The sequence below is a fragment of the Pedobacter sp. BAL39 genome, from assembly GCF_000170795.1.
Taxonomy (GTDB): domain Bacteria; phylum Bacteroidota; class Bacteroidia; order Sphingobacteriales; family Sphingobacteriaceae; genus Pedobacter.
The window spans coordinates 145,548-159,498 of the sequence record NZ_ABCM01000009.1 but is presented as its reverse complement, the minus strand read 5'-3'; the positions used below and the strand labels follow the sequence as shown (position 1 = coordinate 159,498).

Here is a 13,951-nt window from a genome sequence, read left to right as displayed (position 1 = left end):
GCGTTTTTAGCAGGGTTTATACCTATAAAAAGGACAGGCTGAAATATTAATACTTGTAAAACTTAAATAAATACATATATGGCAATACACAAAAAAACAGGCTATGGTAGTGAAGCCTCAACAGGAAGAATTGGAAACGTTGTCTTCTACATTTTAAATGGCAAACTTGTTTCCAGAACAATCGGGAAGACCAATTCCGTCAGTGATAAGCAGCGAACGGTACGACAAAAGATGAGTACCGTTATTAAAGTGCTTAGTTCGGTTTATCCTTACATCAATATCGGCTTTGAGGTAACGGCGAAAAAACAAAAGAAGAATCCCCACAACATCGCAGTCTCGCTGAATTTTGACGCCGCATCTGGGACCTATCCGAATGTACAGTTTGATTATACGAAAATGATCCTTTCGAAAGGAACATTACAAGCTCCGGCTGAACCACGCGTCGAGTTGCAGGGTAATGAATTGCAATTTACCTGGGACGATCCGGCTGGCCCGGGGGCTTCTTATGCCTCTGATCAGGTTATGCTACTGGCTTACTATCCGGAGATCCATCATGCAGTGTTTGTTATTGCCGGCGGAAAAAGATCTTCACTTCGCGCGGTACTTGCACTGCCTAAGCTAAAAGGAGTAACCATAGTAGAAACCTATATGAGTTTCCGTTCCGGAAATCAAAAAATGATTTCCAATAGCGTCTATACCGGACAGATCATCATTTCTAAATCCCTAAACACATGAAATATATTAGCATTCTATTAAAACTTCTGATCAATGGTCAGAAGGAGCAGTTGAGCGTGATGAAGAGCATGACAGGTTTCTTTCAGAAACTGGAGGAGAAGGAAGAAGAGTATTTAAGCACAAAGGAAGTATTGATGAAGATAGACCGTTCGCCACGAACGCTCGATTATTGGATTGAGAGGAAGATATTGATACCAATAAAGATCAACGGATCTAACCGTTTCCGGAAATCGGACGTAATTCGTTTGCTGCGGGAAGGAGATGGGCAGTAGTCTGTTAGGATAACTTTTGGAGACTGTAATAACTTTTAAGCGGCTTTTCTAATGCAGAAAAGCCGCTGCTGCTTTAAAAATTTGACGAAATAACAGGCATTCAACAATACAAAAATCTACAATCGAGCGTCAAAAGCGATATAAGCAGTTAAACCGTATCCGAGTTCCGCCGTTAAATGGAACCCACCTGAATTAAGATACGAGTTCGATTCTCGTCGGGACCACATAACTTCCCACCTGGGGAACAACATGGGAAGATTATCCGAAAGTTTTCATATCGGATAAAATGGTTTAACAGAAGACCTTTAGATGAATATCAGGAGGTCTTTTTTTATTTAGCGGTGGATGAGTTCACGTTTTTGAACATGTGCATTTTAAAATTTGGACATCAAAAGTCACTCTTCCCCATTATCCTAAAATGTATAATATATTATATAGCTTTGCTTAAATAGTAGTAATTGGCATGGACAAGGAATATTTGAAACAAAAGTTAAACGATTTGATTAACCTCCCTGGCGAAAATGAAACAGTTGAGTTCAAGGAAGCTAACACAAGTTATGACTTTTCTAAACTTGGTAAATATTTCTCTGCACTATCAAATGAGGCAAACCTTGGCCGTCATGCTTCAGCTTGGTTTGTCATGGGTGTTACTGATAGGAGAAAGATTATTGGGACAGCATTTCGTCTAGAACATCAAAAACTAAATAGTCTTAAAGGTGAAATAGCAAATAAGACAGACCCTAAAGTTACGTTTGTAGATATACACGAATTTAAAATTGACGGAAAACGTGTACTGCTTTTTCAAATACCACCTGCTCCTCAAGGTATGCCTATTTCTTTTGAAGGTCACTATTATGCCAGAAATGGTGAGGAGTTAGTACCGTTAAACATAGAGAAAATTGAACGCATCAGAGCTCAGTCACAGGTCAGCGATTTGAGTGCAGAAATTGTTCACGGTGCAACAATAGACGATCTTGATCCTGAGGCAATCCATGTTGCTAGGATAAATTACTTTAGTAAATTTCCGGCAAAGGAAGCTGAAGGTGCAAGTTGGGATGATATCACGTTTTTGAATAAGGCCAAGATCACTATTAAAAATAAAATCACAAAAACAGCTATCATTTTACTCGGTCGTGAAGAATCAGAGCATTTTTTGAGTCCTGCTGAAATCAAAATCAGATGGGTACTGAAAGGTGCTGACAATATGGAGAAGGACTATGAAGTGTTCACTTGTCCTTTTTTGTTGGCCGTGGACAAGGTCTATAATAAGATCCGGAATCTTAAGTACAGATACATTACCCAATCTACTTTATTTCCGGAGGAGACATTGAGGTATGAGCCTTACAGTATTCGTGAAGCGCTAAATAACTGTATCGCTCATCAAGACTATACGAAAGGTGGTAGGATCAATGTGATCGAAAAGGAGGATGATGAACTTATATTTACAAATTACGGTGCTTTTATTCCAGGATCTGTTGAGACAGTGGTAATGGATGACTCTCCTGAAGAATTCTATAGAAACAAGTTCTTGGCAACGGCCATGTTTAATCTCAAGATGGTAGATACTGCGGGGGGCGGGATAAAAAAGATTTTTAATTATCAGCGGCAGCGGTTGTTTCCATTACCTGATTATGATCTTTCAGGGGGTAAAGTTAAGGTGACTATTACTGGGAAAGTACTTGATACGGAGTTTGCTAATATACTTGCGCAGCATAAGGAGTTAACACTTGAGGAAATAATCGCACTTGATAAAGTCCAGAAAGGAAAGAGACTATCCAATCAGGAAGAGAAGCATCTCAGGGCTAAGAAACTAATAGAAGGTAGAAAACCAAATTACTATCTTTCATTGAAGGTTGCTAGTCAAGCAGGACAAAAAGCGGGATATACGAAGAACAGGGCTTTTGATAAGGCTTATTATTTAGACCTCATCATTCAGTTCATCAAACACCATAAACAGGTAGAACGAAAAGATATAGATGAATTATTGTCTAATAAACTTCCTGGGTGGATGGATGAGCAACAAAAGAAGTTTAAGGTGAATAACCTACTGTCAGAAATGAGGAAAAAAGAGATGATCCAAAATGAGGGGACATTTGCAAAGCCTAAATGGATATTAAATGATGATTATTACCAAGAAGGTGTTTAAAGATTGCTCTAATAAATGACATTATTTAGTCGCGATCAATTAGAGGGTTATTAGACGAAATTGATAAAAGAGGGTTTTAGATGTAATTAACACATCTTTTTAATTAGAGTTTATTAGAGCATTAATTAAAAGCTTGACCTTCTAAGGAAACATTATAAGGTAACCGCTCGTATCCGATCATGAGGTTTTTATGAGTAAACAAAAAGGCCATCAAAGATTCCATGCTAGCCTTAAAAATTTTGACTACTAAAGCCCCGTTAAACCTGGAGGAAGGGGATTAAACAAATCATCTTCTAAACCAGCGGCATTCCGCAGGTCATCAATAAAAAAGTTCGAGTCTTGTATCTCCGAGACCACTTACTTTGCCAGTAGTTATACATAACTGCTGGCTTTTTTGCTTCAAGGGGCTAGAAAAGGGGCGAATTAATTTGAAGGTGATCGGTCTTCAAATGATTTAATTTGAGCTTTGGGATTGATCTTTTAGCTTCATCAAAATGGAAAGTCCATTAGTTCTTTTGCTGGAAATTCACCAGGTATAAATGCGGTGAAGCCTTCCGGTTGTTTTATCAATTTTCCAATAATCATAGTTTTATTTAGTTAACATCATAAGTGCAGATGTAAACTAAATAACCGATTGGTTTACATGTTCGGCTCAAATGTAAACTGGTTTGCAATTTATAACCAGGGGGAAAATTATCAATCTTAACCAAAGTGGTTACTTCTTCTTTGAGGATGAAGGGCTTATATAGCCCTTTATATTTGTAAAATATGGGACAGGGAAAATTTTAAAGGAATAGCTGCAGGAACCGGTTAGTGTGAAAGCTTCTGTGGAACTGGCAGAGCTTCGTCATACCGATTCTCCGTCTCGTTTGATGATTTCTGGTTGTGCTTCAAAATCACTCTCCTCAGCCGATCTTGATTTTCGTCACCCCAGAGGCCAATAGCACTGATCAATGGGATAAGTGTTTTACCGAATTCGGTAAGGCTGTATTCAACTTTCGGGGGCAATACGGGAAAAATTTTCTTAGTGACCAGTTCATGATCTTCAAGCTCCTTCAGTTGCACATTAAGTACGCGCCTCGTTACGTCCGGGATTTTCCGTTGAAGTTCACTCGGCCGTAGGTGGCCTTGATGGATGAACCATAGGATGCGAATCTTCCATTTGCCATAGAGCACTTCTCCTACCAGGTCAAGACCACAGTTAAGGGAGGGGGTAGTCTTCTTTTCATACATAAGTACAAATATACAAGACACTCGGCAGCTGAGCAATACGGATAAATTTATCCCTATTTGATTCGTAACTCCGTAATTGTTTGATACCGGCGTACTATCGAAATTTGTTCGGAAACAAAAATAATTATGACACAGGAAATCAATTACAGTAACGAATTATCTGGTAAAATAGCGTTGGTAACAGGTGGCACAAAAGGTGCCGGAAAAGCAATAGCAGAACGTTTGAAGGCGGCAGGTGCAACCGTCATCATCACAGCAAGGAACAAGCCCGATCAGCCCGATCCGGAGGTGAATTTTATTGCGGGTGATCTGAGCAAGGCAGAAGATGCACAAAAAGTTATCAGCGAAGTGCTGTCGACATATGGCAGGCTGGATATCCTGGTGAACAACCTGGGTGCTTCATCAACACCCGCCGGTGGTTTTTCAGTATTGAGTGATGAAGATTGGATATCAACCCTACAAGCTAATTTACTTGCTCCGGTTAGGCTTGACCGGGGATTTTTACCGCAAATGATCGATCGGAAAAGTGGTGTTATTATTCACATCGCTTCCATCCAGGGCAAATTGCCGCTACATGATTCTACTTTGCCGTATGCAGCTTCAAAAGCAGGATTAATCAATTACAGTAAAAGTTTATCAAATGAAGTTACGCCAAAAGGTGTCCGCGTACTAACTGTTTCGCCAGGATGGATAAACACAGCAGCATCGACAGCCTTTTTGGGGGAAATTGCGAGAAATGCAAATAGTACAGTAGAAGAAGCTCAGCAAAGTGTCATGAATGCGTTGGGTGGAATACCTTACGGCAGGCCCGCCGAGCCGGAAGAAGTAGCTGAATTAGTTGGCTTTTTAGTATCTCCAAGAGCCAATTACTTGACAGGAACAAATTTCGTCATTGACGGCGGAACGGTACCGACTATTTAAAACTTAATTATATCATCATGGAATTACCTAAAGTAGTAGCGCGCTTCGTAGAGACGCAGAACAATTATGACAGCAAAGCTTACACAGAATGCTTTACTGAATCGGCCATCGTTCATGACGAAGGCAAAGTACATACTGGCAAGCACGAAATTCGCCAGTGGATCGAACATGCAAATGAGGCTTATCAGTCTTCAATGGAACCACTCAAATACGAGGAGTCTGGCTCAACTGGGGTACTTACTGCAAGGGTGTCCGGCACATTTCCGGGAAGTCCAATAGTCCTTCAGTTTCATTTGGGATTAGCGAACGATCTCATTGATTCTTTAAAAGTGGCAGGATAGACTTTAGCGCTATTGACAACACTCATAGTGTTTATTAATAAGCTTCTGGCGTGATGTAAATCTTATATCACACCAGAAGCCATTTTTTTTATTTTCCCATTCCCTCACATCATTCCAGCGTTGAAAGTTGAGATACCTTTAATTTGATTAGCATTTTAAAAATCAATTACGTAGAAGTTTGCTCCAGCTTAGATTAAATTTACAATCTGTTCTAAAGCTAGTGGACCGGATATTCGATTAAACGATCGTTTTATCGGGTAACGTCATGTAAAATCTGGTAGAGTCAAAATATTTTAAGATATTGAGTCGCAAATACAAGGATTTATGATGGCATGGCAGGGGCAAACGAAATGGACGGAATCTCTCCGCAGGGGCGATCATTCGGCCCTGTCATTTTGTTTTAAGCTTCACGCAAGGTCTCTTGGCTTTTTCGCAAACCGCCTTATTAACGATCCGTTGGAGGCTGAAGACATAGTAGCGGAGTGTTTTGCTAAACTTTGGGAACGAAGACGGGATTTTCAAACCGAGGAAAACATAAAAGCTTTTCTCTATATCAGCTGCCGAAATGCGTGCCTGGATTATATACGTCGCGAGAAGGTTAAAACCCTTGCACAAAAAGCGTATTCAAGTAAGCAGGAGGGTGCGGAGGATACGATTTTAAAACACATCATCACGGCGGAGGTTCTTGCAATACTGGACGAGGAGATAGCGATGCTGCCGGATAACTACAGGGAGGTGTTTAAGCTGATTTATTTTGATCTGAAAAAGACGGAGGAAATTGCAGATCAGCTGGGCCTCTCTGAACAAACAGTACGTAATTATAAAGCCAGGGCGGTAAATTTGCTGAAAACGGCGATGCTGAAAAGGGGCATTTCTTCGATGGGAGTAGTTGCTTTACTGCTCTTTATCGAAGGACGTTAAAAAATCTTAGGTTTTATGGGTTGAACCGGACGCTGCTTCGTTTCTATAATAAACATAGGAACCAAACCCGACCGATGCTAAAAGATCAATTTTACATTTCAAAGCTTATTTCCGGCTATTTAAAGGGGGAACTTAGCGAAGAACAAGTTGCTGAATTAAATGCATGGATCGATGCCTCTCCTCAAAATAGCAGGTATCTGCAGGAGCAGTTTGGGACCGAAGAGCGGCTACGCGATTTACTGATTCAATATAATTCTTTGGATGAGGATGCTGTTTGGAATAAAACGCTCAGTAAACTTAAAGCCAAAGAGGCTTATCCTTTCTCCTATAAAATTATTGCTGCAGCTGTCTTACTGATCGTTGGATCGGCTGCGCTGCTATGGTTTAATTTGACTACGACAGAAAGGGAAACCGTTAGTATAAGTGGGTTAAAGGACATTCCGGCCGGGACAAATAGTGCGACTTTAACCTTGGGCAACGGGCGGAGCATAAGCCTCTCGGATGCTCTGAACGGTAAACTTGCAGAAGAATCGGGAACGAGCATTGTTAAAACCTCCAAAGGTCAGGTGGCGTATCAGGCTGATGAAAGCGAAGCCAGCGGCCGGGAGCAATCTTTCAACACGCTGAGTACATCAAAGGGACAACAGTATCAGTTGATCCTGCCCGACCAGACTAAAGTCTGGCTGAATGCGGGCTCCTCTATAACATACCCCGCCTCATTTACAGGAGCGAAAGTCCGGAAGGTGAAGGTCCGTGGTGAGGTTTATTTTGAGGTTGCGAAAACTGCAGGTCATGTACCTTTTCTGGTGTCTTCCAGAAATCAGACGGTCGAAGTCCTTGGAACTCATTTCAACATCAACGCTTACGATGATGAGCCGGTTATAAAAACCACCTTGCTGGAGGGCAGCGTCAATGTATGGTCGTCGGAGAAGGTCAGGCTGCGGCCGGGTGAGCAGTCTACCGTTAGCCCTGCTGGTGTAATCCGGGTGAACGCGGTAAACATAGCGGGTGCTGTTGCCTGGAAGAATGGGGACTTCGTATTAAATGATACTGATCTTGATGTTTTGATGCGCAAGATCGCGCGATGGTATAATGTGGAAATCGTTTACGCCCCCTCTGCTCCTTCAAACCTGAAACTGGTAGGCGTGGTCTCCCGGTCTAAAAATATATCTGCCATATTGAAAGTAATAGAGGAAACAGGGGAAGTTCATTTTGACGTAGAAGGAAGGAGGGTTACGGTGACGAAATAGCTACCAGACAATATCGGAATGATCCATAAAAAAGCCAGATGTGGTTGCTACACAACTGGCCAATGGTCCGGATCAGGCGAAATAATTTGACTTATCAACTAACCAGACAAAACAAATGTATAAATTTTACACCAATAACCCTGCGGTGCCTAAAGGCTATGCGGCTAAAATTCTGCTCATTATGCGACTAACCACCGTATTATTGCTATTCACCTTTATGCAGGTCTCGGCTGCCAGTTACGGGCAAAGGATCTCCCTTAAAGGAAGAGATCTGTCGCTTGAACAGGTCTTTAACGCGATCCGGCAGCAAAGCGGGTACGACTTTGTCGTGAAGGAAAACCTGCTGCTAAACGCGAAGCCAGTGAGCCTGAACATCCATGATGCTACTATTCAGGACGCTTTAAGTGCCTGCCTGAAGAATCAGCCTTTTACCTATGTGCTTATCGAAAAAACAATTGTTATCAAAAAGAAAGAGCCCTCCATTCTTGAGAAGGTAAGCGCAATTTTTGCAAAAATTGAGGTACGCGGCCGCATTGTAGACGCCAACGGCAGGCCTCTTGCGGGCGCTAACATAGCCGTAGTGGGAGGATCTAAAAACACCATAACCAGCACAAACGGCACTTTCTATTTGGGGGGAGTGAATGAAAAAGCAGAGATTGAAATTTCTTATGTGGGTTATCTGACAAGGCGCGTAGTGGTACGTGCAGAACTTGGTGATCTTATACTTGAGCTGATCGAGTCGAAGCTGAACGAGGTGCAGGTTATTGCCTACGGTAACGAGGAAAAGCGCTTTAGTGTCGGCTCGGTAGCTTCAGTAAATGCCAGTGAGATTGAAAAGCAGCCGGTGACCAATCCGCTGCTCGCCCTGCAGGGCAGGATTGCGGGACTTGCAGTTAATGGCAGCAACGGCGTGCCGGGTTCCACAGCGCTGGTACAGGTGCGCGGTCAGAATACCCTGGGCACGACACTCCAGGTGAAGCCCTACGACCAGCCCCTGTTTATTATCGACGGGGTGCCCTTCGCTCAGCAAAACGTTAACATCAACCAGCTCAACAGTCTGGCAACTGCACAGTCCTTTACGGGCGGCATCAGCCAGGCTACAGGGATCAGTCCCTTTAACAGTATCAATCCCAACGACATTGAGAGCATCACTATCCTTAAAGATGCCGCTGCTACCTCCATTTACGGTTCGCAGGGTGCAAACGGGGTCGTGCTGATCACAACGAAACGGGGTAAGTCCGGACAAACAACCTTAGACGTGAACCTCAATACGCAGTTCAACTTCGTGGCCCGTCCGGTTGAAATGCTGAATACGCAACAATATCTTCAGCTGCGGAGAGAAGCCTTTGCTGCAGATGAACTTACACCTTCGGGTAATCCGGAAGACTATAGCAATTATGCGCCCGATCTGACACTTTTCGACCAGAATAAATACACGAACTGGCAAAAGCTCATCAGGGGTAGGACAACAAATAATACCGACTTCCATGCCACAGTGTCTGGCGGAACTGCGGCGAGCACTTACCTGGTTGCGGCAGGCTATACCCGTTCCAACTACAATTATCCAGGCGATTTCTCCAACCAGCGATTTACTTTACACAGTGCTTTGCACAGTGCTTCGGCCAATAACCGATTTACTCTCGATCTGGTTACAGACTATGGCTACGACCAGAACAACTCAGCCGCTTATGGTGGTAACCAGAGTGTCGTGCTTGCACCAAATCTGCCCGATCTGAAAGATGCGTCGGGAAACCTGATCTGGAACTACAAGGGATATTCCTTAGACGGCCAAAACTTTTACGCAGGGCTTTTGCGGCGGGTGTACCTTCAGAATTACAACTTCAACACGGCGCTCAATCTTTCTTACAAGGTGTTGACCGGCCTGACGATCGGTGCCAATATAGGCTATAACCGGAGCAGCACGGAGGAACGTTCTGAAAACCCGGCCAGTTCCCAGGAGCCTACTTACGCGGAGCCAAGTGCGGCCTTTGGCGATAATGTGGCCCAGACGATTAACGTGGAGCCGCAGCTGAATTATACCTTGCCATTGGGCAAAGGTGTGCTGACCGCCTTACTGGGCGCTACTTATAAAAAGGTGACCAGCGATGCCTACCGCGTGGAGGGCTACGGCTACTCAAGCGATTATTTTCTGAGGACAATCATCGGGGCCACGACGACCTATCCTTCCCAAACCTTGGATATGCTTAGGTACAATGCCGGTTTTGCGCGACTTAAATATGTTCATGACGAGAAATACATTGTCGAGGTCTCGGGCAGAAGAGACGGCTCCAGTAATTTCGGGCCGGGGCGGCAGTTCGGTAATTTCGCCTCTGTAGGTGCGGGCTGGATATTTTCGGAAGAAAGCCTGTTTGATAGTTTCCCAACACTGACCTATGGAAAGTTATCCGGAAGTTACGGAACATCCGGAGGCGATGCTTCCAGGGCTTATTCTTACCAGGCATTGTATCAGAATTTATCGGGAGTACCGGCATTCCAGGACATCAAACAGGCTTATGCCTACAATCTTTATAACCCGGATTTCAGCTGGGCCACAAAGAAAGCCCTGAACTTGTCGCTGGATCTTGGTTTTATAGATAACCGGGTGGTTTTAAACGCTACGTATTACCGCAATAGGGAAGGCAACCAGTTGGTAGATATGCCTTTGGCTGCTCAAAGTGGTTTTACGCGTGTGTTTGGAAATCTGGATGCGGTGGTGCAGAATAAGGGCTGGGAGTTTACTGCGACGACCACGAATGTGAAAGGGCGGGATTTTACCTGGTCGACCACCTTTAACTTAACATTAAACCGGAACAAACTGCTTGAGTTCCCCAACCTGGAGTCCTCTGCGTATGCCAACAAATATATTATCGGGCAGCCGGTTTCGACCATTATAGGCTATAGGTATAAAGGGGTTAACCCAACGACCGGGCTTTATGAGTTTTACGATAGAAACGGCGAGGTGACCTCCAGTCCAAGATCAGGCAGGGTGGCCAATGGCGGTGATGAGGTCCCCCTAGGAGATATGGAAGTGAAGTATATGGGCGGTTTTGGTAATAATTTTACTTACGGTAATTTCGGACTATATGTCTTCTGCCAGTTTTCAAGCAGCAATGCACCTAATTACCTCGCTGCGCTTTACAACACCGACTTTCCTGGATCGATTGCCAACCAGCCGGCTGAGATATTGGGCAAATACTGGAAAAACCCGAATGATCAGGCGACGATACAACGGTTAGGCAGCAGCTTTTACTCCGGTTCTCTAAGTACGATTCCGCCCTTCACGCGGTCTGACGGAGTTTACAGCGATAATACGTACTTGCGCGTCAAGACGGTGGCCTTATCCTATGCCTTGCCGGGAAATTTCCTGCAGAAAATACATGTCAGAAGCGGCAGCATTTACATGAATGCACAGAACCTTTTTACAATTACGAACTATAAAGCGGGCGATCCTGAACAGCCGGGCACCTTTACGGCCTTCCCGCTTCAGCGGATCGTCGCATTTGGTTTGAACTTTAAATTTTAAATTGTCATGAAAACAAGGTCATTCAATAAAAATATATTCAGCGCAGGTTATGTCCTGATCATGGTCAGCATACTCGCATCCTGCAAAAAGCTGGTAGAGATACCCGCTAACCCACCATCGTTCATTACCAGGGAACAGCAATTCGCAGACAGCACATCGGTTATGTCGGTTGTTGCCGGCGTGTATACCTACAACCAGTCGAAGGGCTTCGGCTACAGCGATGGTAACTTTACCATAGCTACAGGTCTTTCCGCCGATGAGCTGTCGACCACCCAAGGCGCTTCAGATCAGCCCCAGTTTTATAACTATTCCCTTACACCAATCAACTCGAGCATCATTTCGCTGTGGCAATATCCCTATCAAGGCCTGTACCAGGTAAATGATGTACTCGAAGGGATCGCAAACAATGACAAGCTATCGACCTCCTTTGTAAATCAGATTACCGGAGAAATGAAGGTGCTAAGGGCATTATACTACTTTAACCTGGTCAATATCTTTGGCGGAGTACCCCTGGTCACGTCGACAGACTACCGCGTGAATTCGCGTTTGCCCAGAGCTTCCGTGGACGCGGTATATACACAGATTGTAGCCGACCTGAGCGATGCGCTCAGTAAGCTCTCCCCGGATTACCCCTCGGGGGCAAGATACCGGCCGAACCTGTATGCAGCGAAGACTTTGTTAGCCAAGGTATATCTTTACCAGGGTAAATGGCAAGCGGCGTATAAGGAGGCCGGTGACATCGTCGGCTCAAATGTATACGGTCTGGCAGAGGTGCCTTTAGATGCGGTGTTTCTTGATGAAAGCGAGGAAGCCATATGGCAGATACCAGCCAAAAACTCCTATCAGCAGACCGCCGAGGCGCAGAATTTTATACCTTCCGGAGCAACGACGCCCAGGTATCTCGTGACGCCTTTTCTTTTGAACAAGTTTGAGGCTGGCGACCAGCGCCGGCAACGCTGGGTGGGTACAACAGTAGTGAATGGCAATGCGCTTAGCTATCCCTTCAAGTATCGTAACCGGCAGGCAACCGACCTACCTCTTGAGGGTTATATGATCTTCAGGCTGGCCGAGGTTTTGCTTATCCGGGCCGAAGCTGCTGCCCGGCTGAACAATCTCGCTGGCGCCTTGTCAGATATCGATATCATTCGCAAGCGGGCCGGGCTGGAGGGCAGCACGGCAGATGTGACTTCGCAGGAGGCCGTATTAAACGCCGTTATGCATGAACGGCAGGTGGAGTTGTGTTTTGAATGGGGAAACCGCTGGTTTGATTTGAAACGAAACGTTACCCCGTCGACCTCTGCCGCAACTGTACTGAACGCGGAGAAGGCCGGTTATACTCCGGGAGCGGCCTTATACCCGATACCTCAGGACCAGCGGGACCTTAATACGGCCCTGAGCCAAAACGAGGGGTACCGCTAAACCATAAAACTAGTAAACCATAAGAAAAGTTTAACGCGCTATTAGTATGCGCTCTGGAAGCGATGTGTTTCCGGAGCGCTTTTATTCCTATAAATCTGAACACTGATGAAAAAACTGAAATACCTGAGTGGTGTATTCATTGCACTGCTTACCCTGACAATGACTTCCAGGGCACAAAACACGATACTTTCCGGAAGGCTTAAAGGCCTTGGCAGCGATACCGTTGAAATCTTTTACAATAAGGATGGGGGATCTACGACAGATACGTTGACCGCCTCAAATGACGTCTTCACCTGGAAAGCGGACCTGAATGAGCCCGTGCGAGTTTCCCTGAGTGCCGGTGGTAACCACTATTTCTTTTTTGCAACGCCTGGTCGCATGAAGCTTACCGGAATTAAAGATTCCATTGCTTCTTACAAGCTCACCGGAGCACCCATGCAGCGGGATCATGATGCCTTTGTATTGCTGACCGAGGACTTGAGGGTCCAATGGGATTCCCTATATGTCCGCTTAAAAAGAGCCACCTCTGAAGCGGAGAAAGCTGCAATTGAGCAACAGCGGGAGGAAAACAGAAAGCAGTTTTCGGCCAGAACGGCACAGTTTATAGCTGGTCACCCTAAAAGTCCATACAGCGTGTATCTGATCGGGCTGGAGAATGATTACCAGGAGATAGGCCGCTTGTATGCCATGCTTCACAAGTCGGCAAAAGAGACCCTTGCAGGGAAGAGAATCGCCCGCCAATTGAGCGTTATGGCAAACAGCCAGATCGGCACGCAGGTGAAAGTTTTTGCACAGGCTGATACTACCGGTAATGTGGTCAGCTTCAGCAATTTCAAAGGTAAGTACGTATTGGTGGATTTCTGGGCGAGCTGGTGTATGCCTTGCCGCGCAGAAAATCCGAATGTACTGAAAGCATACCAAGCTTTTAAGGATAAAGGCTTCACCGTTCTGGGGATTTCCCTGGACGACAAAGCGGCCAACTGGAAGAAGGCCATCCGGGACGACAAAATGCCATGGACACAGTTGTCCGATTTGAAAGGCTGGGACAATGAAGTGTCGGTATTTTTCGGTATCCGGGCCATCCCCAGCAACTTACTGGTTGATCCATCAGGAAAAATCGTGGCTAAGGACTTAAGAGGAGAGATGCTTGAAAACAAGCTCAGGGAACTGTTGGATTAATGGAATTGAAA

Annotated in this window: 11 protein-coding genes; 10 read left to right on the top strand and 1 reads right to left on the bottom strand. The window is 44.8% G+C overall.

Annotated elements, in window-relative coordinates; all coding sequences use genetic code 11:
• Nucleotides 1-78: 78 nt before the first annotated feature.
• From PBAL39_RS13450 to PBAL39_RS13440, 3 genes are all read left to right on the top strand, one after another.
• Entirely contained in the window at nucleotides 79-735 is a 657-nt protein-coding gene (locus PBAL39_RS13450) for a DUF6266 family protein (RefSeq protein ID WP_008242320.1), read from the top strand.
• Complete coding sequence (locus PBAL39_RS13445) at nucleotides 732-1,007, top strand: helix-turn-helix domain-containing protein (protein ID WP_008242312.1); 276 nt, start codon at nucleotides 732-734, stop codon at nucleotides 1,005-1,007. Before PBAL39_RS13450 ends, PBAL39_RS13445 begins: the two co-directional genes overlap by 4 nt.
• A gap of 463 nt (nucleotides 1,008-1,470) precedes the next feature.
• Nucleotides 1,471-3,153 (top strand): RNA-binding domain-containing protein, encoded by a 1,683-nt coding sequence (locus tag PBAL39_RS13440; protein WP_008242309.1) that lies wholly within the window; start codon nucleotides 1,471-1,473, stop codon nucleotides 3,151-3,153.
• An 810-nt stretch (nucleotides 3,154-3,963) separates the two neighbouring features.
• Here the strand turns inward: PBAL39_RS13440 and PBAL39_RS13435 are convergent.
• Nucleotides 3,964-4,386 (bottom strand): helix-turn-helix domain-containing protein, encoded by a 423-nt coding sequence (locus PBAL39_RS13435; protein ID WP_008242308.1) that lies wholly within the window; start codon nucleotides 4,384-4,386, stop codon nucleotides 3,964-3,966.
• 126 nt (nucleotides 4,387-4,512) lie between these two features.
• On the opposite strand from PBAL39_RS13435, the gene PBAL39_RS13430 reads away from it, so the two are divergent.
• The 7 genes from PBAL39_RS13430 to PBAL39_RS24695 all read left to right on the top strand — a co-directional run bounded on the left by PBAL39_RS13430 (nucleotide 4,513) and on the right by PBAL39_RS24695 (nucleotide 13,940).
• Nucleotides 4,513-5,307 (top strand): SDR family oxidoreductase, encoded by a 795-nt coding sequence (locus tag PBAL39_RS13430; RefSeq protein WP_008242307.1) that lies wholly within the window; start codon nucleotides 4,513-4,515, stop codon nucleotides 5,305-5,307.
• Between the two features lie 17 nt (nucleotides 5,308-5,324).
• Nucleotides 5,325-5,648, top strand: coding sequence for a nuclear transport factor 2 family protein (locus tag PBAL39_RS13425; protein ID WP_008242305.1), 324 nt, complete (start codon nucleotides 5,325-5,327; stop codon nucleotides 5,646-5,648).
• A gap of 324 nt (nucleotides 5,649-5,972) precedes the next feature.
• Nucleotides 5,973-6,569, top strand: coding sequence for an RNA polymerase sigma factor (locus tag PBAL39_RS24700; protein WP_008242302.1), 597 nt, complete (start codon nucleotides 5,973-5,975; stop codon nucleotides 6,567-6,569).
• A gap of 74 nt (nucleotides 6,570-6,643) precedes the next feature.
• Nucleotides 6,644-7,819: a FecR domain-containing protein gene (locus tag PBAL39_RS13415; protein WP_008242300.1), complete on the top strand. Its 1,176-nt coding sequence runs from the start codon at nucleotides 6,644-6,646 to the stop codon at nucleotides 7,817-7,819.
• A 115-nt stretch (nucleotides 7,820-7,934) separates the two neighbouring features.
• A complete protein-coding gene (locus tag PBAL39_RS13410; protein WP_008242297.1) occupies nucleotides 7,935-11,342 on the top strand; it encodes a SusC/RagA family TonB-linked outer membrane protein in 3,408 nt (1,135 codons plus the stop codon).
• 6 nt (nucleotides 11,343-11,348) lie between these two features.
• Nucleotides 11,349-12,761 (top strand): RagB/SusD family nutrient uptake outer membrane protein, encoded by a 1,413-nt coding sequence (locus tag PBAL39_RS13405; RefSeq protein WP_008242296.1) that lies wholly within the window; start codon nucleotides 11,349-11,351, stop codon nucleotides 12,759-12,761.
• Between the two features lie 105 nt (nucleotides 12,762-12,866).
• On the top strand, nucleotides 12,867-13,940 hold the full coding sequence (locus PBAL39_RS24695) for a TlpA disulfide reductase family protein (RefSeq protein ID WP_008242293.1): 1,074 nt from the start codon (nucleotides 12,867-12,869) through the stop codon (nucleotides 13,938-13,940).
• Nucleotides 13,941-13,951 lie beyond the last annotated feature (11 nt).

Bases quoted from the DNA above. Each gene is read 5' to 3' on its own strand.
- PBAL39_RS13445 (WP_008242312.1), top strand. From the start codon at position 732: ATGAAATATATTAGCATTCTATTAAAACTTCTGATCAATGGTCAGAAG.
- PBAL39_RS13440 (WP_008242309.1), top strand. From the start codon at position 1,471: ATGGACAAGGAATATTTGAAACAAAAGTTAAACGATTTGATTAACCTC.
- PBAL39_RS24695 (WP_008242293.1), top strand. From the start codon at position 12,867: ATGAAAAAACTGAAATACCTGAGTGGTGTATTCATTGCACTGCTTACC.
- PBAL39_RS13405 (WP_008242296.1), top strand. From the start codon at position 11,349: ATGAAAACAAGGTCATTCAATAAAAATATATTCAGCGCAGGTTATGTC.
- PBAL39_RS13450 (WP_008242320.1), top strand. From the start codon at position 79: ATGGCAATACACAAAAAAACAGGCTATGGTAGTGAAGCCTCAACAGGA.
- PBAL39_RS24700 (WP_008242302.1), top strand. From the start codon at position 5,973: ATGATGGCATGGCAGGGGCAAACGAAATGGACGGAATCTCTCCGCAGG.
- PBAL39_RS13425 (WP_008242305.1), top strand. From the start codon at position 5,325: ATGGAATTACCTAAAGTAGTAGCGCGCTTCGTAGAGACGCAGAACAAT.
- PBAL39_RS13435 (WP_008242308.1), bottom strand. From the start codon at position 4,386: ATGTATGAAAAGAAGACTACCCCCTCCCTTAACTGTGGTCTTGACCTG.
- PBAL39_RS13410 (WP_008242297.1), top strand. From the start codon at position 7,935: ATGTATAAATTTTACACCAATAACCCTGCGGTGCCTAAAGGCTATGCG.
- PBAL39_RS13430 (WP_008242307.1), top strand. From the start codon at position 4,513: ATGACACAGGAAATCAATTACAGTAACGAATTATCTGGTAAAATAGCG.
- PBAL39_RS13415 (WP_008242300.1), top strand. From the start codon at position 6,644: ATGCTAAAAGATCAATTTTACATTTCAAAGCTTATTTCCGGCTATTTA.